Origin of the sequence: Vibrio tubiashii, from assembly GCF_028551255.1 — a bacterium.
In the GTDB taxonomy this organism is placed as follows: domain Bacteria; phylum Pseudomonadota; class Gammaproteobacteria; order Enterobacterales; family Vibrionaceae; genus Vibrio; species Vibrio tubiashii_B.
The window spans coordinates 644,750-669,511 of record NZ_CP117030.1 but is presented as its reverse complement, the minus strand read 5'-3'; the positions used below and the strand labels follow the sequence as shown (position 1 = coordinate 669,511).

Below are 24,762 nucleotides of genomic sequence, written 5' to 3'. Positions count from 1 at the left end.
AAATTAACCTAAATTGACATCAAAATAGATATGAGTGTGATAGCACTCAAGGTAGGCAAGCGTCTTTAGATATAGACATCTAAGAAAAAGTACACAGTCATTGCAACGCTAGATAAGGCGACAAAGCCTTTAACGTAATGTTGCTCTATTTTTCGCGAGACTCTTGCGGCGACATAGCCTCCCGATAGCGTTCCCAGCATCACTGCACCGCCTCGCCACCAGTCTATTGAACCATCAATAACGAACACCACTATGGCGATAAGAGAGACACAAGAAGAGATTAACAGCTTTAGGCCATTCATTTGGTTGATGTCACTGTGACCCGCTAGCACCAAATAACTCAGCACTACAACTCCTAACCCTGCATTAAAGAAACCACCATACGCAGAAACGATAATAAGCAGCATCGAGGCAGAAAGTACCGCCCACAGCGGGTGAAGTGAAGCCGAACGAGAAAGCTTGGCAGTCCAGTGGTTGATTTGGTTACCAAACAAAAATAGTAAAGTTGCAAACAGGAGTAACCAAGGAATTGCGGTTAAAAACTGGTGTTCTGAAACACTAAGGAGCAAATAAGCACCGAGTGCGCCACCAACAAGACTAAGAACAATGATTCGCTTCATAGAACCAGTGGACTCAGCGATATCGTGCCTAAACCCATAGGTGCCGCTGATATAGCCAGCACACGCGGCAAAAGTATTTGTGGCATTCGCAACGACAGGAGGTACGCCCACAAACATAAGCGCTGGAAAAGTGATAAAACTCCCGCCACCAGCAATGCTATTGAGTATCCCTCCCAAAACGCCCGCGCCAAATAACAGAATCCATTCCATAGTTATCGCAAGGTTGTGTAAGGAATCTCTTACTCTAGCTTGCTCAAACTATTAAACAAACCTCATTTTGCCGGTTTTGTGGCGTAAGTTACTGAATATCTAGTGCAAGTTCTTTCCAGTCTTGCAGTTCTTCACGATAGTGCTTCGTCTGCTTAGTGGTCATAGAGTTAATGACTTTTACCAGATACTGATTTGCGACTTGTTTATTGTGATCGATTTTTTGCTCAAGTTCCGGCGCATAGAAGCTGTTTGGGTTAAACATTAGCTGTTGAAATTCAGGCTGGAACTTAGCCATATCGAGACGATTCGATAATAAGGTATTCACTTCAATACGCATTTTTGTTTGGTGGTTAATCCAATCATGAGAAGTGACATAAAGATCCGCTACCCAATCATCCAATAACGCTTGTTGTTGCTTGGTTAGACGGCCAAGCCAAGTTTCTAGATTCTCTTCAATGCGCTCTTTATAACGCTCTTTGATTTCTGAGTCGGAAAGTTTTTGGTATTTTCTTTTGTATTTGGTGTGACGAACACGAATACTGTTCATCAACTCTTCTACTTGCTCGTTAGATAACTCTCTAGCAATGGAATAAAGTTCGGGTGCAACTCTCGCCACAAGGCGCTGTGAATGCTGCTGAAATTTAGCTTCCTGCTCTTTAAGCTGATCCATTGTGAACGTGTTAGGTTCGATTGCCATTAGCTCATCAAGATGTTCAACATAATGGGGGATTTCTTGTGTACGATGCCACTCACTCAGAACGGCTACCTTTTGACTAACAATCTCTTCTTGAGAATCATTGAGCTCAACATAGTCATCAAGATACTCCAGTAACAGCCAGTCCATATTGTTATAGACAAACTTGGTACTACATCCAGCCAGAGCCAAACAGACAGCAAACAGTATTCCTAGTTTTTTCATTGCTTCATCCTGCGCAATTCACTGCTGACACCATTATTCTTAACATAGACACTTTACGCTCTTGTGTCTGTATCAACAACACAAGCAACTTCGATACCAGATCCGCTCTCTTTTTTAATGTTCATCGCTTAAACAAACGGTTAGCCGCGATCGTAATTAGATCAACTAGGTTTTAAAAACTATAGGGCGGCAACGCCTCACCTCTGACTCCCACTTCACTAAACACGCTATTCGCTGACAGCAAATTGACTTAGTCATGAACAGGTTACAAACTAAAAGGTAAGCTTTACAAAACCTAGTAGTAATCTTACATAGCCTGACAGACTCCTTACGTCCTTAGGCGTAATATTTCTCTCGAAGGTCACCCATCAGGAGAAAAGATTATGAAAAAAGTGATTCTATTAGCTTCGTTGGTAATGAGTGCGTCTGTATTTGCATCAACCAATGCCACGTCATCAAACACAAGCTTTACCACTGACGCATACTCAACTAAGCAACAAGCCTATGATGCCGCGTTTGACCTCATGGATGAGATGAAAACAATGAACCCAGCGCAACTTAAGAACAAGCTGCATATTTCACAGAGTAACGTCGTTTACCCAAGTGTGAAACTCAATGACATGACAGTACAGATTGAAGAATTTGCAAACGCACCAGGTAATATTCAGTACAAAGCCGTGCTCGATGTAGATTATCAATACAAATACCGTGAAAGTGGCAACAGCTAACCGTTTATCGTTCCACCTGCCTTGCCGCTTTATCTAAAGCGGCTTTTTTATTGCATTTTCCTGACTTAACACAACCATTTATGAGTTAAATTTCATTTAAATCTTGAGTTAAATTGAACTAACGAATCAAAATATACTCATTAATGATTCAGTCATGGAGTAAGCATGAAAAAAGTTATCCTACTGTCAGTCGTCTCTGTCGCTATACTAGCGGGTTGTAACCAAGCGACTTCAACAAACCAAGAGTACATTTCAACTATGCCACACGACCCTATGTGTAACAGCGAAGCGATGCCAGGAGGCTTCTACCCTCCGGGTGAAGTGACACCTGAAGCCGAGAAAGCCGTTGACCTTGTCCTCAACCAAATCGCTTCTCAGTCTCCGTTAAAGCAGATCACTGATGTGCGCACTCAAGTTGTTGCTGGAATGAACTACGCTGTGGAATTTGAGCTTGAAAATGGTGAGGTTTGGAACGCGATTGTTTACCAATCTCTTGACGATGAGTACTCGATCACTCAACAACCTACCCTCGGTAAGATCTGCCCATAACACCCTGCTTCAAACTATATATATGGAGTTCTACTTTTACTGAACTCCTTTGTCTTTTCTCACCCTATTCCCAACAATCACTGTATAAAAAGCTCGATAAGTCACAAATGGTCGATATAATGACGCCGCTAACAAACAACTAGGTGAAAACATGAAAATTTGTGGTGTAGAGCTAAAAGGTAACGATGCGGTAATCTGTCTTCTTTCGCATGAGAATGGGGTCGTTCACTTACCAGACTGCCGCGTAGCAAAACTAAGCATTGGTAATGCCAACGACACACAAGAGATGAAGAAATTCCAATTCTCTTTTGCCAAGTTGATAGAAGACTACAAAATCGAAAAAGTCGTCATTCGCCAGCGTCAAACAAAAGGCAAGTTCGCAGGCGGCGCGGTAGGTTTTAAATTAGAAGCTGCCATTCAGCTTATCGACGATTTAAAAGTAGAAGTTGTGGCGCCAACGGCTATCAAAGAGAGCCTTAAACGCAACCCGCTGGGCATTCAATTTAAAGATACCGGTTTAAAACAGTATCAAGAGCAAGCATTTACCACAGCATACGCATGCGCAATGATGCGCGGATAATCAAACGTTTAGTTGGAATGACCAGATTAACAAATCTTAATGTTTCGTTAAGGCTCACTAAATAAGTGCTGAGTTAATCTGTAAATCCTTAATCTAAAACGTTTTTCGGTTTACCCCCTAAACCGATATGGCTCGCATTAGTCACGCGAGCCTTATTTTTTCTTCTTAAAATCAGAACCTTATTCGTTATGATAACCCCTAGCTATGGAAAAGAGGGTTATTGTGAAAATATTAATCATTGAAGACGACCAAACCACTCGAGAATTTGTATCCAAAGGATTGCAAGAGCATGGTTATGCGGTTGATCAGGCAGAGGATGGAAAAAAAGGTTTGATGATGGCGCTAAGTAGCGACTATCAACTGATCATTCTTGACCGAATGCTACCCTACCTAGATGGAATGAAAGTACTGTCGGCGATTAGAGCAACCGATAACAACATTCCCGTTCTGATTCTGAGTGCGATGGACAGCATCGAAGATCGCGTTGATGGGCTGCAAGCAGGCAGTGATGACTATCTTATTAAGCCGTTCGCACTCGCTGAACTTATCGCCCGGGTCGATATCATCATCAATCGAGCACATCGCGCATCAACTCCTTCTCATACTCTTAGTTACGACTGCTTAAAAATCGACCTGAAAGCACACAAATTTACCTGCAACAATCAAGAGCTGCTCCTTCAACCTAAAGAGTTCCAGCTCATTCAACATTTTATTGAACACCACGAACAAGTTGTGTCACGTATGCGTTTGTTTGAAAGTATCTGGAGCTATCATTTTGATCCTAAGACCAACGTTATCGATGTCCACGTAGCCAATCTAAGACGTAAGCTCGAAGAGGCAGGTTGTACTGGGTTACTTCATACCGTAAGAGGGGCAGGTTATGTCCTTCGTCGATAACTACACCCTCACCCGCTCTTCCGTCTTTAAAACCTTAATGGGCTTATTTGTGCTCGTTGCCGCCGCAAACACTGTAGTTATACGGCAGCTTTATGTCGATTCAGACGCCTTTCACCGCCAACAGTTAACCAAGCAACTCAACGATGAAATTCAGGAGTTCAGTTTTGCCGCCACTCAAGGTAAATCAAACGTTGAAAGCCTTTTAGAAGCTAAGCAAGCCTCTCAGACGCCTTTTTACTATCGACTTGTCGAGCCGATGGAGCCGATATTAAACACCCAATACTATCCCATTGCCGCCTTACCTAGTGAGAAGACTAACATCTTGCTTGGTGATGATTTTCGATTAGAAATCGGGGTTAACCCAAGTGTCGTTGAAGCCCACCGAGAGTCTCTCGCGCCAATTGTATTTTCTGGCATCATTATGCCTGTCGCGGTGATGCTTAGCACCGCCCTATTCTTTTCATTGCTGATCTTAAAACGGTTAGAGAAAGTGAATCGCGCTATGAACCGCGTATTGTGTGGTGAGCGAGAGGTTAAACTTTCCGTCTCAGAAAAAGATGATGAATTCGATATCTTAGCGATTCATCTTAACTATATGATTGAACAAATGGCAAAAAATGAAACGACGTTAAAGTCTTTAACTGTTGGTCTTGCGCATGACATGCGTACACCAATGGCTAGATTAAAACTGCGTCTGGAAGAGGTTCTATCGAGTAAAGATCTTTCAGAGTCTCAACAAGAGGAATTTTCAGCCTGTCATGATGAACTTGAACTAATCTTATCGCTTTTTAACAGTATGCTCGAAATTGCCAAAATCAATAGCGGACAAATCAGTCTCGCAACAGAGAAAGTTGAGCTCGGCAGTATCGTCAGCGATGCTATCGAGTTCATTACGCCTCTCGCTGAGCAAAAGCGTCAAAGTATTACCTATCGACAAGACCAAAGCTGCACCATTTTAGGCGATCGTTCGTTACTTTTTCGCGCAGTTTTTAATGTGATTGAAAACGCGGTGAAATACACGCCAACAGATGGCAAGGTTGAAGTTATTGTCGATCACTTTGGCGTTATGGTTGCCGATTCAGGGATCGGTATTTCAGATCAAGATAAACTCTACGTGTGTCGCCCTATGTATCGGGCGGACAAAAGCAGAACCGAACAAGGTAATGGGCTAGGACTTTCTCTTGTTGATGCGGTACTTAGCAAGCACAACGCACGCTTAATACTGCGCGATAACAAACCAGGGTTAAGAGTGAGGCTCTATTTCACTCACTAGCATAGAAAAAGGCAGCTTTGAATCAAGCTGCCTTTCTACCATGGGTTTTGAGAGCTTAACCTCACTGACTAGGCAGGTAGAGCTTTCATCTCTCCAGCCACTAACTCAGCTTCAGGGCCCAGTATGACCTGAACATTATGCTCGTTCAGTTTTACTACTCCCATTGCGCCCAACTCTTTCAGCGCAGCTTCATCAACTTTACTCATGTCATGCACTGCCAAGCGAAGGCGAGTGATACAGGCATCAATACTCTCTAAGTTAGATTTACCACCTAAAGCTTCAGTGTACTGAGCAGCCAGTTTTGCTTTGTCCGTCGACGCTGCAACTGCACTGACTTCTGACTCATCTTCACGACCCGGTGTTTTAAGGTCAAATTTCGTGATGGCAAATCGGAACACTACATAGTACAAAGCTGCAAAACAGAGCCCTTGAACCACGAGCATGTATGGTTTGTTCGCCAGTGGCAGGTTCATAGATAGCAAAAAGTCGATCAGACCACCACTGAATGTAAAGCCTGCTGTCCACTGGAAGGTAGCTGCAATCGTCATTGAAGCTGCAGTCAATGCGGCATGAATCACAAACAGTACTGGCGCAACAAACATAAACGCGAACTCAAGCGGCTCAGTCACACCAGTTACAATTGCAGTCGTACCTGCCGCCAACATAATTGAGCCAACTTTAGCTTTGTTCTCTGGCTTAGCACAGTGGTAAATTGCTAGGCCAGCTGCCGGCAGACCATAGCCCATGACAGGGAAGAAGCCAGCCATATAACGACCTGTAATACCAAGCTCACCAGTGTTGTTCCAAAAGTTGAAGATATCGTTTATACCGGCAAGGTCAGCCCAGAATACTTGGTTCAGAGCATGGTGAAGGCCAAGTGGAATCAACAGACGGTTAAAGAAACCATACAGGCCAGCGCCAACCGGACCGAGGTCAATAAAGCTCTTACCAAAGTTAACCAGTGCAACATAGACCACAGGCCAAACTACAATCAGAATGTAAGCCACAACACACATTACTGCCGAGGTAATAATCGGCACAAAGCGGCGTCCACCAAAGAATGCCAATACCGACGGCAGTTGAATATTATGGAAGCGGTTGTAGAGCTCTCCTGCAATAATACCTGTTAGAATTCCCGTAAAGGCGTTGACGACAGCCCCATACGCAATGACAGATTCCTTGCTCATATCCGCAACAGGCGTTCCGGTTAGCATGGAAATGACAGCAGGATCTGAGACCAGAGTTTGCACAATGAACAAACCTATCAAACCTGCCAGTGCCGCTGCACCGTTATTGTCTTTTGCCATGCCAAATGCGACACCAACAGCAAACAACCAGGCTTGGTTATCCATGATCGCTTTACCTGCGTAAATAAGAAAGCTCGCCAACGCGCTTCCACCCGAACCCCATGTCGGGTCAAGCGCATAGCCAAATCCGAGCATTAAACCACCCGCTGGCAGAACTGCGATAGGCACCATCAGCGCCTTACCGACTTTTTGTAGATATCCTAGTATATTCACCTTTTTGTCCCCTTTGGTTTTCGTTATTCCCAAAGAGTACTAAGAGTGAGATTAAGGCAGAGTTGAGTGTAGATTAAGATTTGTTAATGAAAAATTGCCCAACCTAACAGGCTGGGCATTCTGGTTAAGCAACCTGCTTAGTTTTAAAGTTACCCAGCAAGGCATCATAAAGTTCATTGTCCGTGAGGACTCCGACAAGTTCATCTTCCTCGACCAACAAAATAGGCTGATTGCTGCGCTGTTTGAGCTCAATCGCCTCGCGCATTCCTATATCCGGGCTGGCCTGAACCACCATAGAGCTGTTGATGTCAGCTATTTCGAGAGAATCGTCATTCCAATCCACCAGCGTTTTGTTCGAATCAACCAAACTCAAACCTTGGGGAAGTTGCTCAACCCAAAGCTCGTTTGATGAACAAATCTCCCACTGATCATTGCGTCTTGCTAACTCTTCACGGGACTGCATCAATGAGCGTCCTTTGAGCACGTTAAGAGGATTGGTATGAGCGACAAAGTCCTTAACGTAATCCGTTTCCGGTGCCAGAATGATTTGTTCAGGCTTACCATGCTGAATGAGCTTGCCTGATTCCATAATCGCAATGTTGTTTCCTATCTTAAGTGCCTCGTCCAAATCGTGACTGACAAATAAGATTGTTTTGTTCAGCTTACTTTGCAGTTGAATGAGTTCGTCTCGTAGCTGAGTACGAATCAACGGGTCGAGTGCCGAAAAAGGTTCGTCCATCAGTAGAATATCGGTGTCCATTGCAAATGCTCTTGCTAACCCTACCCGTTGCTGCATACCTCCGGATAGCTCATGTGGATATTTGCTTTCCCAATCTGCTAGTCCGACCATTTCTAGCTGCGCGCGCGCTTTTTCTCGTCGCTCTTTTTTACTCATACCTTGCATTTCTAAGCCAAACGCAACGTTGTCTAGCACTGTTAGCCAAGGCATTAGGGCAAATTTCTGAAACACCATGGAGACACGGTGGGTACGTAAATGACGCAATGTTTCTTCGCTGCAATTGGCTAAATCAACGACCTGCTGACCATCTTTAATCTCCAGCGAGCCACGGCTGATTTCATTCAAACCATTCACAGCACGTAATAAACTCGATTTCCCCGACCCTGACAAGCCCATCAGCACACAAATTTCACCTTCTTGAATTGAAAAGGAAACGTTGTCAACGCCAACTACTTGTCCTGTTTGATCAATGATTTCTTGGCGAGATAAACCTTGGTCTAGAAGGGTTAACGCCTGCTGTTGTTTATCACCAAACACCACATCCAAATTTTTAATTGTGATTGCATCCATGACTATGCCTCTTTTTGATTAGGTGTCTTGCACAAACGATCGAGAATGATCGCAACGAGTACGATAGCTAACCCAGCTTCAAATCCTTGTGAAATGTTGACCGTATTCAGCGCTCGAACCACTGGTTTACCTAAACCATCGGCACCGACTAAAGCAGCAATGACCACCATGGAGAGTGACAACATAATGCACTGAGTTACGCCCGCCATAATACTCGGCATCGCAGCAGGTAATTCGACTTTAAACAAAAGTTTCATTCGACTTGCACCAAAGGCTTTCCCAGCTTCGATAAGCTCCTCTGGAACTTTGGTAATCCCGAGATAAGTCAAACGGATAGGCGCTGCGATGGCAAAGATTATTGTTGAAATCAACCCGGGTACAATGCCAAGACCGAACAAAACTAGCGTGGGAATTAAGTAGACAAACGTCGGTACAGTTTGCATCAAGTCAAGCACAGGACGGAGCAAGGTATATAACCATGGGCGGTGCGCTGCCATTATGCCGATTGGAACACCAATTAATACGGAAATCGTTGTCGCTGCAAAAACAAGAACAAAGGTTTCCAGCATTTCTTGCCAATAGCCAAGATTAAGAATTGTCAGCAGAGCACCCACAACAAACAGCACTAATGGGATACTACGATGCAAGTACCAAGCTATGGCTGCCGTTAACACAATCGGGAACGCGGGCGGCATCCATTTAAAAATATCGACAACAAAAAGAATAACGGTTTCAAGAAAGATAGAGATCGCGTCGAAGAACCCTGCCGCATTCAGCGTCAGCCAATCTACGCCGGTTTCCATCCACTCACCCACAGGGATTTTGTTGTTTGTAATAAAATTCACGATATAACCTTTATTATTTGGTGAGGCAACAGCCCTGCTCCCTCACCATTTTTTATTATGCATTTGACTTGATATAGCTGTTAACGGCTGCTGCTGCGTCATCGCCACTCAGGGTTTTAACACCTTCTAGCCATGCTTCAACTTGCTGTGGGTTTTGTTTCAACCACTGCTGCGCTGCCTTGGAAGGTTTTACGTTTTGGTTAAGAATCGCTTCCATCAACTCGTTCTCCATCTCCAAACTAAACGTTAGGTTTTTCAGCATTTGACCTACGTTTTTACATTCAGAAAGGTAGTTAGCTCGTACGTTGGTGTAGACGTTCGCCCCGCCATAGTTCGGACCAAAGAAATCGTCGCCACCATCAAGGTAAGCCATCTCAATGTTGCTATTCATTGGGTGCGGCGCCCAACCTAAATACACAATCCATTGATTTCGACGCACTGCGCGTGCAACCTGAGAAACCATTCCCGCTTCACTCGACTCAACAAGACTAAAGTCTTTAAGGCCAAAGGCATCGCTATCAATCATTGACTGAATCAGTCGGTTACCGTCATTACCTGGCTCTATCCCGTAGATTTTGTCTCTAAACTTATCGGCATGTGTTGCGAGATCAGCAAAGCTTTTCACCCCTGCGTCGTAAACATACTTAGGTACTGCCAAGGTGTATTTCGCACCTTCAAGATTGGCGCGAACCGTTTCAACACTACCTGCCTCACGGTATTTAGCGATATCTCCCTACATTGTTGGCATCCAGTTGCCAAGGAAGATATCGATATCACCGTTCGCCATTGACGAGTATGTCACTGGCACAGACAGCAAATCGGTTTTCGTTTTATAGCCCATACCTTTCAGTAGTTCAGACGTCACTGCTGTCGTTGCAGTAATGTCCGTCCAACCAACATCGGCAAAACGCACAGTTTCGCATTGATTGGCATACGCGTTGGCGGCAAGCGCACTCAACGCTAGGGAGGTAAATGTTTTTGTCATCATAGACATAATGTGTTCCTTGTAATGATTACTGACTTTATTGAGCTGATTCCACAGCTCTTTTAGGTTTATTAATTCTCTGTTTGTGCTCCCACTCTGGGGCTAACCACACAGGCAAGTTGGCTGATTCAAGTAGCGGTTTGGCTAAGATCATGTCTGCTGCACGCTCAGCAACCATGATGGTCGGAGCGTTCAAATTGCCATTAGGGATGGTTGGGAATATTGATGAATCAACCACTCGTAAACCTTCAATACCACGGACTCGACACTCTTCATCGAGTACGGCTAGCGGGTCATCATCAGCGCCCATTTTACAGCTACACGAAGGGTGGTAAGCGCTCTCGACATTTTGCTTAACCCATTCATCAATCGCCTCATCGCTCGTAACCTTGAGTCCCGGCTGAATCTCATCACCACGGTAAGCATCCATTGCAGGTTGCTGCAGGATCTCTCTCGTCAAACGAATACAATCCCGCCAATCTTGACGATCTTGTTGCGTCGAGATGTAGTTAAACTCAATGCGGGGTTTATCACTTGGGTTTGAAGAAATGATTTCGACTGAGCCGCGACTTTCGGGCTTGTTTGGCCCGACATGAACTTGGAATCCATGTCCATCAAACGCCGCTTGGCCATCGTAACGCATTGCTGCAGGTAAAAAATGGTACTGGATATTCGGCCATTTAAGACCTTTGCGCGAGCGAATGAATGCGCAGGATTCAAAATGGTTTGTCGCTCCCAATCCTTTACGTGTCAGGATCCATTCCGTTCCAATTTTCGCTTTGCTCATTAAGCCTAATTTACTATTAAGCGTGATAGGTTGATTACAGTGATACTGGAAGTAAACTTCTAAATGGTCTTGAAGGTTTTGCCCAACCCCGGGTAAATCAAGTTCGACTTGTACACCCGCCTTATCCAACACCGATTTAGGGCCGATGCCAGACAATTGCAGAAGCTGAGGAGAACCGATAGAACCCGCACTTGAGATCACTTCCTTTTGTGCCAGCGTCTGAATAATCTTTTCAGACTTTTCAAATTCAACGCCAATTGCTTTACCTTGTTGAATAATCACTTTGCGAACGACAACACCCTTAACTAACGTAAGGTTTGTTCGCTTTAGTGCGCGCCTTAGGTAAGCGTTAGACGTGGATGCACGTACCCCTTTATCCACCGTCATGTGCATGGCACCAAAACCTTCTTGCTGGTAGCCATTGTAGTCCTGCGTTACCGGGTAACCAGCATCTTTACCTGCATCAATAAATGCATGATAAAGAGGATTAAGCTGCATGTCATTACCAGCACAAGTCCCTAGAGGCCCTTCGTTACCGCGATACTCATCACCACCGCCTGTCCATGACTCTGCACGCTTGAAATAAGGTAAACATGACTGGTAGTTCCAGCCCTTAGCGCCATTCTGCTCCCATTCATCAAAGTCACATGCATGGCCACGGACATAGACCATTCCATTAATTGACGAGCTCCCACCTAACACTTTGCCTCGCGGGCAATGTAGCTTACGGCCATCCAAACCAGATTCTTGCTGCGTTTCAAACTGCCAAGCGTATTTCTCTGTATTCATTGGATAGGACAAGGCAGTAGGCATCTGGATAAAGATACTCTTGTCGGTCCCACCCGCTTCAAGCAGCAATACTCTGTGCTCACCGCTCTCACTCAGTCTGTCAGCCAACACACAACCCGCTGAGCCTGCTCCTACGATGATATAATCGTAATCTTGCTTCATTTTGAATCTCCGTATTCGCGCAAGTTACTCGTAAGGGCTTTCGTAGCCACCAAGCTCAATCAAGACACTTTTCGTCTGTGTGTAATGACGCAGTGTCTCTGGGCCATTTTCACGCCCAATACCAGAGTGCTTATAACCGCCTACTGGCATTTCCGCAGGCGAATCACCCCAGGTGTTGACCCAACAAATACCCGCTTGAAGCTGATGAATAACTCTATGTGCGCGTGAGAGATTTTGCGTAAATACCCCAGCGGCTAGTCCATAGTCCGTGTTGTTCGCTCTTTGAATCACTTCAGACTCTTGGCTAAATTTCAGAACAGACATGACAGGGCCAAAAATCTCGCCTTTAACGTGTTCCATGTCATCATCACAATCAGTAAACACGGTTGGTGCAACAAAGTTACCCTTGTCGAGCCCATTTTCCTTCACCTGATAACCACCAGTGAGGAGTGTTGCCTTGCTTGATTTAGCACTTTCGATAGCGCTAAGTACTTTGCTTAGATGCTCACGTGATATTAGTGCCCCAATCTGTGTATCTATCTCCATTGGGTTACCGACGATAAGCTTTTCAGTACGCGCTTTTAGCTGTGCGACAAATTCATCATGCAAGGCTTCATGGACAAAGACGCGCGTGCCATGCGTACAAACTTCACCTTGGGTATAGAAGTTCGCCACCATGGCTGCAGAGACAGCATCATCGAGCTTGGCGTCATCAAACACGATCATCGGCGACTTACCACCTAGCTCCATAGTGACCTGTTTTAAAGTCTTTGCACTGTCTGCCATGACCAACTTGCCCGTGCCTGACTCGCCCGTAAATGACACTTTGGCGATATCAGGATGAGCCGTCAGCATCTGCCCTACTCTGTGATCCCCTTGCAGAACATTAAACACACCATCCGGTAGACCCGCTTGTGTAAATATTTCAGCAAGCTTAAGAGCCGATAGCGGCGTTTCCTCAGAAGGCTTAAAAATCATCGCATTACCCGCAGCCAATGCAGGTGCTGATTTCCACATTGCAATTTGAATCGGGTAATTCCACGCCCCTATCCCTGCACAGATACCTAAAGGTTCGCGGCGCGTGTAAAAAAACTGTGTTTCACTTAAAGGTTGCTGCTCGCCTTGCATAGCCGGCGCTAAACCAGCGAAGTATTCGATAACATCTGCACCCGTTTCAATGTCTACCGCAATGGCTTCTTGCAAAGGCTTACCTGTATCAGCAACTTCTAGAGCGGCAAGCTCATCGTTGCGTTCACGTAATAGGGCTACGGCTTTTAATAAGATACGGCTACGCTCTGTCGGTGACATCGCAGACCAAACTTTAAAACCACGTTTAGCAGAGTCGATTGCCAGCGCAAGATCTTGTTCACTTGCTTGTCCGACTTTCGCTAAAGGCTCTCCATTGGCTGGGTTGCAGGTAGTAAAGGTCTCGTTAGAGGTTGCATGGCAGGCTTTGCCATCGATGAATAGTGATTTCATTTCCATGTGAAGATCTGACTTTTATGATTATTTTTGAGAGTAGAAAGTGAGCTGTTTATCTAGGTAATCATTGATGATTAATCTTGCTTTCTCGGCATCAATACCTTGCGGATTGAGCGTCCCACGCAGCCAGATGCCATCTATCAGAGCAGCAATACCATGAGCAATGATCTCTGCCTGATCCTTTTCAAACAAATTCTTTAATTCAATTTTTAAATGGGACGCAAACGTTTTTCATTGACCCTTTGAAGACGTTTCAGCTCAGGGTCATGGACTGAGTAAGACCAGAAAGCCAACCAAGTTTTGGCAACTTTGTTTTCTGCTTGATAACCGACAAAATTGCCATCAATGATGGCGTTAATACGTTGTTGGTGAGCTTCTTTTGGCAGCTGGTTGAGCTTTTGCGTTACGGTTGAGGAAAGCTGACGCAAAATCTCGCGCATCGTTTCTTCAAGCAATCCATGCTTACCACCAAAGTAATGATTAATGATCCCAGATGAGACGCCAGCCTCTTTGCTGATCAGAGAAATACTTGCCGATTGTAATCCCACACGATCGATCACAGCCATCGTTGCTTGTACAAGCTGAGGCTTACGAATATCAGGCATACCAACCTTCGGCATTTCATTACTCCTTTTTTAATTGAACGATCAATTAAATATAAAATGCCTGATTTTTCATTCGTACTCAAATTGTTTTTTTATAAATTGTGCTGTTAGAAATGAAAACTTAAGCCATAACACTACGAACTCAAATTTAAATAGAGCCCAAGCAATGCAAGCTATTGTTCTCAGAAATGCATGTTGACAATCAATTATAACCACTATAATTCAATAGCTTACTTAATAATCATTTCAGCACATTGATATCACGCTACAGAAAAATACGCGAAGCTAGCACGTAAAACCTACCACTTAAAAACTCAGACGTGACATTTTATTTCGAACACTAAATATTTAGTCAAGTATCCAAAATCACAATGCCGTTTCAACACTGATAGAGTCACAAAATACTTCCACCTTCACTAAGTCAAATCATCAAGATCACCGGTTATTACCGTTTGCTCAAGCGCTTAACGGCATCTATATTATGAAATAGAGCACATAAAAATATCAGCTCATGGACGAGAATTAAGAGACCAAGGTTGGCCCCATGAAGAATCCGTTTTCCTCACTCCTGAACAAAAGGGAGCAACAAGGACCTGCTGCCGACGAAATAAAAAAGAGCGTGTTAGATGTCTTGCCGGAAGGAATATTCATCTGTGACGGTGTACGGGGCTCTCATTCTATCTTTTATGCCAATCCCGCCTTTGGTGAGTTGTATAACTGCAAGCCAAGTTCTGTTGTTGGTCAGAGCATCAAACAATTCTTCTCTCCTTTCCTTTCCAGTTCTGATTTACACAAACTCATGCTTGGAGCTGATAACGAAGAAAGTTCGAGCTTTATCATTCGACCAGGCAACTCAATGACATGGGTTAAAGTCGATGTTCAGCCAATGCTGAGAGCAGATGGCACCCTTAATTATTTAGTGATTACCAATACCGATATATCAGAAGTACAGTTGGCAAAAGCTGCACTTCGCACGAGCAATCGCCAATTACAAGAGATGGTGGAGAATCAGAAACAGCGGATCAACGAACATGAGCTGCAAATGGGCGTTATTTTCGATCAGGCCGTCGACCCTATATTGCTACTCGACCATAAAGGCCAGATCGTCAATGCTAACGACTCGGCTTTAAGTCTATTCTGCCATCAAAAGGAAGATCTGATCGGGCTTGAAGTGACAGGATTAATCGGTGAGGCAAAGCTAGGACTCATTGAAGAGCAGCTCAATACGGTTCCAGTCTATCAAGAAGTCTCACTTAACCGATTCTTCTATGTTCACCGTGAGAATGAAGTCCTCTCCCTATCTGCGACAACCCGATATATCTCGATCAAAGAGTGCAAGTATATTCTATTTACGCTACGTGACCGCAGCTCCGAGCATGATGCCAAGAAGGAGCTTAAGCGCAGCGAATCTAAAGCTGAGAAAGCCATTCAAAGCTTAAACTTAGCCACTCAGGCTGGCGGAATCGGCATTTGGAGCTGGGACTTCGCCACTAACGAAGTCACCTGGGATGCTCGAATGTATGATATCTATGGGGTTGATAAAGAGTCTTGCCAGAATAACTATGCGATGTGGCAAGAAAGGGTTCACCCCGATGATGTCGACATCGCTGAACAAGCTCTCACATCTGCAAAAGACAACTTAAGCCAGTTCGACGCAGAGTTTCGTATTTTGTTGCCCGATGACGAAATACGATGGATAAAAGCGACCGCAGATGTGATTTTCTCTGAACAAGATAACCACCCCGTTGGCATGAGTGGTGTCAATATAGATATCAGCAAAGAAAAAAACGCCCAAGCCATATTGCAACGTGAAACTGAGATTGCTCAAGAAGCCAACGCAGCAAAATCGATGTTTCTAGCCACCATGAGCCATGAAATCAGAACCCCAATGAACGGCGTTGTTGGCATGCTCGGCTTACTCAATGAAAGTGAACTTGATGGTGAACAGCGGTCTATGGTTTCAACGATCCACGAGTCGGCTTTAACGTTGCTTCACATCATTAATGACATTTTGGACTTCTCAAAAATTGAAGCTGGGCAAATGTCGCTTGAAAGTGCCCCAGTCGAGTTGCAAAACTTACTAGAACGCTCGCTAGATGTATTACATTTGCAAGCGCACAACAAGAACATTGAACTCTATTTGACCTATGATCCACAGTTGCCAAAAGTGATCATGAGCGACAGTGTTCGCGTTAATCAAGTCGTGCTTAACTTGCTTTCTAACGCCATCAAATTTACTGACACCACCTCCGGACAAAAAGGTAAGGTGTGGTTGTCTGCTTCACTTGGCTCTAACGGCATTGCTCCTTGTATCGACCTCATGATTGAAGATAACGGTATTGGGATGAGTGAAGAACAACAAAAAGGACTATTTAAAGCCTTTACTCAAGGTGATACTAGTACGACTCGTTTATATGGCGGCACCGGACTCGGCCTCTCTATCACTCAGTCGTTACTAGACTTGATGGGCGGCTGCATTAATGTTGAAAGCCAGCTAGGAGTTGGCAGCAGATTCACCCTAGAACTGCCTTTTATTCAAGTAGAGTCACCTCCACAAGACCCAACCGCTGACTACATTCAAGGAACGCGCGTTCTTCTGGTTTCAGGCGAACAAGATGTCATCACGTTTTGCGACATCAACCTGTCGAACTACAATTGCAAAGTCCACTTTGTCTCATCAGTCCAACGCGCCATTACCGTACTCAATCACGCCCAGAAAACGGAAATCAAAGTCGATGTAGTGATCTTTGGGCCAGATATTTACCAAAGCTACATAGACGGTAAGCTGTCATCGGTAGAACAAGAACAAATAGACAGCAATAAACTGATCCTATTTACCTCAGATCCAAAGGTAAAAACGGAGTTCGTCAACAACAGCACCTACGTAATGAATTGCAGTCCCTTTAAACCTAGCGAGTTAACCACTGCGATTGCAGTAGTCAAAGGACTGATCAGCCCTGATGCAAAACTAGCCGATAACTCTTGTGATGCGTTACCCACTTATGATGAGCGCAGTGAACTGATTCTTGTCGTTGACGATCAAGAGACCAATCGCGAGGTATTACAACGTCAACTCAAGCATCTTGGATTTGACTGCCACCTAGCTAACAACGGTCAAGAAGCGCTGCAAATGTGGAATAGCCACCAGTATCAACTCGTGATCACCGACTGCCACATGCCAGTAATGGATGGATACGAGCTGACCCGTCAGATTCGCCAGCAAGAGGCATTGGATAAAACGCGTGGGCATATCCCTATCGTCGCCATTACAGCCAATGCGATGAAGGAAGTGTCGGAACAATGTATTACTTGCGGCATGGATGAATACCTAACTAAACCGGTCGAACTTAAAAAGCTTGGTTTATCGATCGATAAGTGGCTCAAACTTTCTACTGCTGTTGAAGAGGCGAATAGACTCGCAGCTCAAGAAGAGTTAGCCAGTTCCCCAATTTGCATGCAGTCTTTAAAAGTCATTCTTGGTACAACCGATTCCAGTATCATCGCTCCTATTTTAAAAGGTTATTGGCAATCGGTAGCAGAAGACTTGAGTTCAGCAGAACGCGCTTTAACGGAAAAAGACGAACTCAACTTACAACAAATCGCTCATGCCGCTAAGGGCTCTGCACAATCGGCTGGAGCAACAAACTTAGCCGACACATTTGATGTCATTTGTAAAACAGCAATACAGAAGAATTGGACTGAGCTGTCCGAAAGTCTCAATCAGAGTAAAGATGAGGCCGAAAGGCTACGATTGTATCTGCTTGAACGCGATATTATCGCTAGCCCACCGACCCAGCTATAATGCAAAGCCCTTAAAGGTTACTTAAAGCCGTAGCTCTTATATCATTAAGGCTGTTTATCGAAAGCTTTCACACCGTCTGGCAACTGATACCAGTCTTGTTTCTCACTCACCCAAACATGTACCGTTGGTTCAAAAACATCATGATTGGTTGGTGTACTGGCTTTTAGCTTAAGCTTAAGGGTTGACTGATCGTCAGGGTTGAAATGATAGACTCTGTTGCCACATTCAGGGCAAAATTTGGCGTAGTTTTTGTTGCCACTCTCCGCCAGACGCTGCCACTCTTTTAGTTCACCATCAAATTCAATATCTTCGGTACCGACTACCGCAGTAACACTGAATGGAGCCGTTGATAGCTTTTGGCATTCTATACAATGGCACGCAATGACCATTTTAGGTGGTTGGTTTAATTTGTATGACACTTGTCCACACTGACAAGAGCCTTCTACTAGGTAACTCATTAGCACTTCCTTTTACGACGGTTCACATAGTTAACATTGACCTCTGTGAATCATAGTAAAAGAATTTCTAGCGGACTGCCAACCAGAGTCGTTTGCTCAGTAGTTAACCAAAAAACAACACCTCACTCTAATGAGTGAGGTGTTGAGTAGCCGTCGTTACCAATCGTAACTTAAGCTAGCAATAACGTTGCGGCGATCGCCATAGTAGCACCAGTGATTGCTTGTACATGTTGAGATGTACTGTTTGTCAAAGATGTTTTTCGCTGCCACTTGGAACTTATAGTCTTGGAAACGGTAACTCACCGTCGCATCATAAAGCGTATAAGCGGAGACTTTTTTGCTATTGTCGTTGCCCGCATAAGTATCACCTGTATAACGAACACCACCGCCAACACTTAGACCGTTAAGGGCGCCACCAAAGAACTGGTACTTAGCCCAAGCCGAGGCTAGCGTGTCCGCTACTTGCTGCGGCGTTTTACCAACAAGCGACTTGTCTTTGTCATCTTTGATTTCAGAATCAAGATGAGTGATGTTACCGATCAGAGTTAGAGATTGAGTGACATTGGCAACGGCTTCAAGTTCAATACCTCGGTTACGGATCTCACCCACTTGCTTAATATCTGAACCATCGACTTGAACCACATCCGTCTTAGCGGCGTCATAAACAGACAGATTAAAGTAACCATCAAAGCTTCTAGGCTGATACTTCAAACCAATTTCAAACGACTCCCCACGCTCTGGCTTCGCTGGTTGATTGGTTACAGAACGGATTTGTGGTTCAAAAGATTGCGCGTAGTTAGCATAAGGCGTAAAGCCATTGCTCATGACATACGCGACACCAGCACTTGAAGTCCATTCTTGGTAATCAGCTTCATACGCTGTACCAGTTGTCTGGTTACGTTGCTCATTAGATGTATCATCGTAACGCACGCCGGCTTGCACGACCCAATCATTAACTCGCATTTGATCTTGCAGATAAAAACCAACTTGACGGTTTTTGGTAATCGTCGTTTCTAGATCAGCATCCGTTAACGGCTGGAGTGTTTTCGGATGCAGCAGTACTACGTTATTTGTGTACGTCGGATTAAACATGTTGAACGTCGGATCCGCGGTACCTAAAGCCGTTGTGCCATTTCCATCAGCTACAGTCGGATCAGCTGAATAATCTTGGCTATCAATCTTGATTTGTTGGTAATCGATACCTGTTAAGAGCTTGTGTTGCACGGCGCCCGTACGGAATTTATACACAAGACGGTTATCAATATTGAACGCATCTGAGTGACCTTTATCCGTCGTCGCATTTCTCACAATCGTTTGTCGCGAGCTTGTTGGATCTAAGACTTGCCCTAAGTTAACCGGACCCATCTGAGTTTGTATGGTAGGCGCATCAGCAGCATACATTGAGAAGTACATCTGGCGTAAATCAATATCCATACGGCTATAGCGCGTTGATTGACCAAAGCTTAAAGAGTCATTGAATTGATGTTCAAACTCATAGCCCACTGAGAGTTGTTCACGTTCAAATTTTTCCCAATCCGGATTGCCGATAGCTAAATTATCAGGAATCTGACCATTTTTATTAGGCGTCAACGTGCCTTCAACAGGCAAGAATTGCAAATACGGCTTTGAATCATCTTTCTGATAACTGGTTAACAAGGTAATGTTCGTCTTGTCGCTAATGTTCCATGCTAAAGAAGGGGCAATTAAAATGCGCTCTGCATCAACATTGTCGACTTTTGTACCGTTCTTACGTCCCATGGCAACCAAGCGAAACGCAACGTCTTCATTGATCTCTCGGTTTACATCTAGGCTAATTTGCTTTCTATCAAACGAGCCATACTCTAACGCGACCTGACCAGAGCCACCGTCAAACTGCGGGCGTTTACTTACCGTATTGATCAAACCGCCTGGTGGGTTTTGTCCATAGAGTACTGAGGCTGGGCCACGCAGAATTTCAACTCGCTCTAAACCAAACGGGTCAATTTGCCAACTGTAAAAGCCAGCAGAGTAAAGGCGTGTACCATCTTGATAAAGACCCGTCCCCGCTTGGGCGAAACCTCGCACAACAAACCAATCTTGTTTGTTGTCATCACCGTAATGGTTAGTTTGAATACCTGGAGTGTACTGAAGTGCATCCGAGATACTGATAGACGCTCGGTCATCCATTTGCTCTCGTGTGACAACAGAAACTGCGCGAGGTGTTTCATGAATAGCTAAATCTGTTTTGGTCGCGGTACGACTCTTTTGTCCTAGATAACTGAAATCGGGCCCTACCGAGCTTTCATGTTGCTGACCAACAACCACTACCGTTTCGTCTTCCGCTGCATTAGCGACTCCAACAGACAAGGCAAGCGTGACTGCTAAGCAAGCTGGGCTCAGCATAAACTGCGGCTTCATATCTTTCTCCTAAACATTTATGTGTTTTATTGTGATTATCATTATCAATGAATATTGAAATAGAGGGGAAGATGAGCATCATTCCCCCAAATCGATTTTAGAGTCTACGAAGTCCCCACATCAGGTACATACCACCAATCAGCGATGCCACTAAGCCTGCGGGAATTTCTTGTGGATATAACATCTGACGACCTAGCCAATCCGCAAGTAGCATTAAGCCCATGCCGACAAGTGCCGAACAGATAAGATGTTCACGGGCTCGACTAAACCCGAACAGACGCGCTAAATGAGGAGCCATCAAGCCAATGAAACTCAGAGGGCCAACCACCAAAGTCGCACTCACTGTCAATAAGGCAACAAGCAGTAATAATAAGCCTCTTGCCTGCCCTACCTTAACTCCGAGCGCACGTGAACTAGCCTCACCCAGTGGGAGAACATCTAACCATCGAGCAGTGACAAAACTCAATCCGACTAGCACAATAGCGGCGACAGCCAATGGAATAAGTGTTGCTTCAGTAACGTAATAGGTTGAGCCAGAAAGCCACGCTAATACTTGATAGCTGCGAGGATCTCCCCCCGCCAAAACAAAGCTTTGCACGGCATTCATAAGCGCAGTAATAGCAACACCTGTCAGCAAAACACGCTCAGGCTGAAAGCCCGACTTGCGGTTAAGCAAAACAATCACAGACAGAGAGGCCAAAGCGCCTAACAAACCACCTATGTACAGCCCGATTAAGCTCACGCCAATACCAGAGAACATTGCGATGATTAATCCCAAAGCCGTACCAGAACTGATACCTATCACTTCAGGACTTGCCATTGGGTTACCGCTTAACCTTTGGATTACCGTTCCCGCGCAAGCCAGCATAACCCCAGCTAACGCTGCAGCGACTAATCTCGTCCATCGCCATTCTAATAAGTTCCACTCACCAGAGGAGACTAACCATTGCCAACCTGTACTCTGAATCGAAGTGGTACTAAAAACAAACAAAGCGATCGGCAGTAGAATCGCGACCAAGGCAATCGCATTACGATTAAGTGATTTTACTTGCGCACTATGGCGCGTCATCACTGTTTGCGTCTGGGTTTGACTGCGCATTGATAACCTAGGCAACAGCCAAAGCAATAAAGGGGCACCAAGTGCTGCTGTGGCTGCACCAGTCGGAATAATCATTGCGGCGATGCCCGGAAGCTGCTGAATAAGTAAATCGGTTAATGTCAGTAGTAAACCACCTAGCAGCATAGAAACGATAAGTTTGGGTACTAAGCGATGGACACCGGTTGCACGAGTAATAGCCGGTGCCGCCAATCCAACAAAACCTATTACACCAACCTTTGCGACCACCCAAGAAGTGAGTAGTACAGCTAAGCCAAGACAAATAACCCGCAATTTCGCCAAGGAAACACCTAGACTCTTAGCGCCCTCTTCAGATAGCTCCAAAAGAGTTAACGGCTTAACGAATAAGAAAGAGATGCCGATCACCAACGCTAATCTTGGCGCAAGGTAGGCGATATCTGCCCATCCAGTCTGGACAAGCGACCCCGCCCCCCAAATCATTAAACCCGCTAGCTTGTCTTGGTTCATCATCAGAAGAACGGTACTAACCGCTCCAAAATAGAGATTGATGACTAGGCCTGAAACAACGACGACGGTGGGCGATAAAGCACGACGCCAAGATAGTGCAAACACCAAGGCCATCGTACCGACACCACCAACCAGTGCGATAAGAGACTTGGAAAAAGTCAGCAACCATGGGGCATACAAGGTTGCCAGCATCAGCGCAAAACTTGCGCCACTCGCAACGCCTAACGTTGAAGGAGAGGCAAGTGGGTTGCGCAGTACCTGTTGCATCAAAACCCCAGCCGCGGCTAATGCAGCGCCAGAAATTAATGTAGTAAAGAATCTAGGCCACCAGGTTAGGTGAAGCTTAACGGATTCTGGCGACATCCAATCCGCTTGAAACAAACTGCTAATACCCGCAGAAAAATTGCCTGATGCGTTTAATTGGAATCCAACGATTGTCAGCATAAATGCCGCAAGTATCGCAACAAGACTTAGGGACAGAATTCTCATTGTGTTTCCTCTTCAGTCAATGCTGCGGTTATCAGATTGGCAAAGCGAAGCGCTGAAGGTAAACCGCCAAAGCTCCAAGTCGGCTCTACCAATAATGAAGGGTAACCGGTTTGCTTAACCAAATATTGCCAGTATTGATCTTGTGCTAGATGCTCTTTAACGCCTGCAGGCAACGGCTCGATAACCACAATCTGCCCTGCGATACCCTGTAACTTATCAATGCCCGTTAAATTGAAGCCCCACGCATTGGTTTCTTTGTCCCAAGCGTTTTGAATGCCAAGTTGATTCAACGCCACTTTGTAAATGCTGTTCTCTCCAAACACGCGTACATGTTTGGTATCCATAAACTGAACAAGTAACACCGGAGCAAGCTCAGCGGGTAGTTTACCCTTAAGTGTATTTAACTCTTGCTCACTATCGGCGATCAACTGTTCGGCTTGGCTCTCTGCCTTCACTTGTTTTGCCATACGACGAGTAAAGTCGGTTACGGCATCCCAGTTCACCTCTCCGACCTTGTATAAGCCAAGAATTTTTACTGGTGCAATGCGAGAAAGTTGAGTTTCGAGAGAAGAGAATCTCGGAGAAAGGAAAATTGTGTCTAGCTCTAATTCTGAAAGCCTTTCAAGATTAGGCTGAGTTCTCAGGCCTACATCGACCGTTTCAGCAGGAATCTTAGGGCTTCTGACCCAATCGTTGTAATCAGATTGCTGTGCAGACGCAACTGGCGTGATACCTAGAGCAATCATGGTTTCCGTTTGAGACCAGTCAATCGACATAACGCGCAACTGGGTATCTGAATGCTTATCTTCCGCCAATGTAGGTGATGCCACCGAGAGCGCTAGCAAGCAAAGAGAAGCCATTAATTTAAAACCTAACATGGCATTGCCACCGGATAACCTGCCGCATGATCGGTGATCTGCATTTTGATTCCGTAGATATCGTGCAATTGAGGTTCAGTGAAAACTTCCGATACCGAACCTTGCGCAATCATCTTTCCGCTATGCAGCGCGACAATATGATCGCAAAAGCGCGCCGCCATATTAATATCGTGAATCACGATTAATACGCCCAACTCAAGCTCAGTCGCGAGCTTTTTTATCAGTTCGAGCATTTCAACTTGATGAGCGATATCTAGCGCTGACAAAGGTTCATCAAGGAGTAAATATTGTGTTCTTTGCGCCAATAGCATGGCTAACCAAACTCGCTGCCGTTCACCCCCCGACAAGGTATCCACAAGGCGATCTGCATACTTGGTGGTATCGGTCATTTGCATGGCTTGTTCTATATGCTGCTTGTCTTGGCGAGTTAAACGCCCAAGTAAGCCGTGCCATGGGTAGCGACCAAAACTGACTAGATCTTTGCCCGATAAACTGTCTGTTGGCGGTAGATGTTGGGGAAGATAAGCAATTTGCTGAGCGAATTTTTTATCAGACCATTGAGAGACGGATTTTCCCTGCAACACGACATCCCCATCGGTTGATTTTTGTTGTTGGGCAAGGAGTTTAAGTAGCGTCGATTTACCTGAGCCATTATGGCCGACAAGTGCGTATATCTTGCCCGGTTCAAAACTCATATCAAAATCCACCAGCAACGCTCTGTCACCAACGCTAAAGGCCAGGTTTCTCGCTTCGAGCATATCTTATCCCTTGAACTTTCTTGATTACATACGGTTAATCAATAGAACACGATTGATTAACAAGGCGGAATTTATATAACAGCAACTTTATAAATGCAAACCATTTTCATTTGCATTTATGTGACTTAGGGCGAG

General features: G+C 44.9%; 18 protein-coding genes and 2 pseudogenes. 6 read left to right on the top strand and 14 right to left on the bottom strand.

What is annotated here, in order from left to right; genetic code table 11:
- Positions 1-65: 65 nt before the first annotated feature.
- Positions 66-830 (bottom strand): sulfite exporter TauE/SafE family protein, encoded by a 765-nt coding sequence (locus LYZ37_RS18355; RefSeq protein WP_272788267.1) that lies wholly within the window; start codon positions 828-830, stop codon positions 66-68.
- An 88-nt stretch (positions 831-918) separates the two neighbouring features.
- Positions 919-1,749, bottom strand: coding sequence for a DUF6279 family lipoprotein (locus tag LYZ37_RS18350; protein ID WP_272788266.1), 831 nt, complete (start codon positions 1,747-1,749; stop codon positions 919-921).
- A gap of 383 nt (positions 1,750-2,132) precedes the next feature.
- Here LYZ37_RS18350 and LYZ37_RS18345 point away from each other — a divergent pair, with 383 nt between their 5' ends.
- The 5 genes from LYZ37_RS18345 to LYZ37_RS18325 all read left to right on the top strand — a co-directional run bounded on the left by LYZ37_RS18345 (position 2,133) and on the right by LYZ37_RS18325 (position 5,776).
- Complete coding sequence (locus tag LYZ37_RS18345) at positions 2,133-2,477, top strand: DUF3316 domain-containing protein (protein WP_272788265.1); 345 nt, start codon at positions 2,133-2,135, stop codon at positions 2,475-2,477.
- A 165-nt stretch (positions 2,478-2,642) separates the two neighbouring features.
- Complete coding sequence (locus LYZ37_RS18340; RefSeq protein ID WP_171320893.1) at positions 2,643-3,026, top strand: cystatin domain-containing protein; 384 nt, start codon at positions 2,643-2,645, stop codon at positions 3,024-3,026.
- A gap of 151 nt (positions 3,027-3,177) precedes the next feature.
- Positions 3,178-3,606, top strand: a complete 429-nt coding sequence (locus LYZ37_RS18335) for a DUF3010 family protein (protein WP_171320892.1) — start codon at positions 3,178-3,180, stop codon at positions 3,604-3,606.
- A 222-nt stretch (positions 3,607-3,828) separates the two neighbouring features.
- Entirely contained in the window at positions 3,829-4,503 is a 675-nt protein-coding gene (locus tag LYZ37_RS18330) for a response regulator transcription factor (RefSeq protein WP_004749422.1), read from the top strand.
- Complete coding sequence (locus tag LYZ37_RS18325) at positions 4,487-5,776, top strand: sensor histidine kinase (RefSeq protein WP_272788264.1); 1,290 nt, start codon at positions 4,487-4,489, stop codon at positions 5,774-5,776. Before LYZ37_RS18330 ends, LYZ37_RS18325 begins: the two co-directional genes overlap by 17 nt.
- A 68-nt stretch (positions 5,777-5,844) precedes the next feature.
- On the opposite strand, the gene nagE is transcribed toward LYZ37_RS18325, so the two are convergent.
- From nagE to betI, 7 genes and pseudogenes are all read right to left on the bottom strand, one after another.
- Complete coding sequence (gene nagE / locus LYZ37_RS18320) at positions 5,845-7,296, bottom strand: N-acetylglucosamine-specific PTS transporter subunit IIBC (RefSeq protein ID WP_272788263.1); 1,452 nt, start codon at positions 7,294-7,296, stop codon at positions 5,845-5,847.
- Positions 7,297-7,420: 124 nt separating this feature from the next.
- Positions 7,421-8,605 (bottom strand): choline ABC transporter ATP-binding protein, encoded by a 1,185-nt coding sequence (gene choV / locus LYZ37_RS18315; RefSeq protein WP_272788262.1) that lies wholly within the window; start codon positions 8,603-8,605, stop codon positions 7,421-7,423.
- Positions 8,606-8,607: 2 nt separating this feature from the next.
- Entirely contained in the window at positions 8,608-9,450 is an 843-nt protein-coding gene (choW, locus tag LYZ37_RS18310; protein WP_171381433.1) for a choline ABC transporter permease subunit, read from the bottom strand.
- A 55-nt stretch (positions 9,451-9,505) separates the two neighbouring features.
- Positions 9,506-10,444: pseudogene (locus LYZ37_RS18305) on the bottom strand (choline ABC transporter substrate-binding protein).
- A gap of 28 nt (positions 10,445-10,472) precedes the next feature.
- Positions 10,473-12,173, bottom strand: a complete 1,701-nt coding sequence (betA, locus tag LYZ37_RS18300; protein WP_272788261.1) for a choline dehydrogenase — start codon at positions 12,171-12,173, stop codon at positions 10,473-10,475.
- A 24-nt stretch (positions 12,174-12,197) separates the two neighbouring features.
- Entirely contained in the window at positions 12,198-13,658 is a 1,461-nt protein-coding gene (gene betB, locus LYZ37_RS18295; RefSeq protein ID WP_272788260.1) for a betaine-aldehyde dehydrogenase, read from the bottom strand.
- A gap of 21 nt (positions 13,659-13,679) precedes the next feature.
- A pseudogene (gene betI / locus LYZ37_RS18290) lies at positions 13,680-14,275 on the bottom strand (transcriptional regulator BetI).
- Between the two features lie 529 nt (positions 14,276-14,804).
- Here betI and LYZ37_RS18285 point away from each other — a divergent pair.
- On the top strand, positions 14,805-18,062 hold the full coding sequence (locus LYZ37_RS18285; protein WP_272788259.1) for a response regulator: 3,258 nt from the start codon (positions 14,805-14,807) through the stop codon (positions 18,060-18,062).
- 44 nt (positions 18,063-18,106) lie between these two features.
- On the opposite strand, the gene LYZ37_RS18280 is transcribed toward LYZ37_RS18285, so the two are convergent.
- The 5 genes from LYZ37_RS18280 to LYZ37_RS18260 form a co-directional block, all read right to left on the bottom strand.
- On the bottom strand, positions 18,107-18,520 hold the full coding sequence (locus LYZ37_RS18280; RefSeq protein ID WP_272788258.1) for a GFA family protein: 414 nt from the start codon (positions 18,518-18,520) through the stop codon (positions 18,107-18,109).
- A 156-nt stretch (positions 18,521-18,676) separates the two neighbouring features.
- Entirely contained in the window at positions 18,677-20,917 is a 2,241-nt protein-coding gene (locus tag LYZ37_RS18275; protein WP_272788257.1) for a TonB-dependent siderophore receptor, read from the bottom strand.
- A 97-nt stretch (positions 20,918-21,014) separates the two neighbouring features.
- On the bottom strand, positions 21,015-22,991 hold the full coding sequence (fhuB, locus tag LYZ37_RS18270) for a Fe(3+)-hydroxamate ABC transporter permease FhuB (RefSeq protein ID WP_272788256.1): 1,977 nt from the start codon (positions 22,989-22,991) through the stop codon (positions 21,015-21,017).
- A complete protein-coding gene (locus LYZ37_RS18265; RefSeq protein WP_272788255.1) occupies positions 22,988-23,869 on the bottom strand; it encodes an ABC transporter substrate-binding protein in 882 nt (293 codons plus the stop codon). Before LYZ37_RS18265 ends, fhuB begins: the two co-directional genes overlap by 4 nt.
- On the bottom strand, positions 23,863-24,627 hold the full coding sequence (locus LYZ37_RS18260; RefSeq protein ID WP_272788254.1) for an ABC transporter ATP-binding protein: 765 nt from the start codon (positions 24,625-24,627) through the stop codon (positions 23,863-23,865). Before LYZ37_RS18260 ends, LYZ37_RS18265 begins: the two co-directional genes overlap by 7 nt.
- Positions 24,628-24,762: the final 135 nt, after the last annotated feature.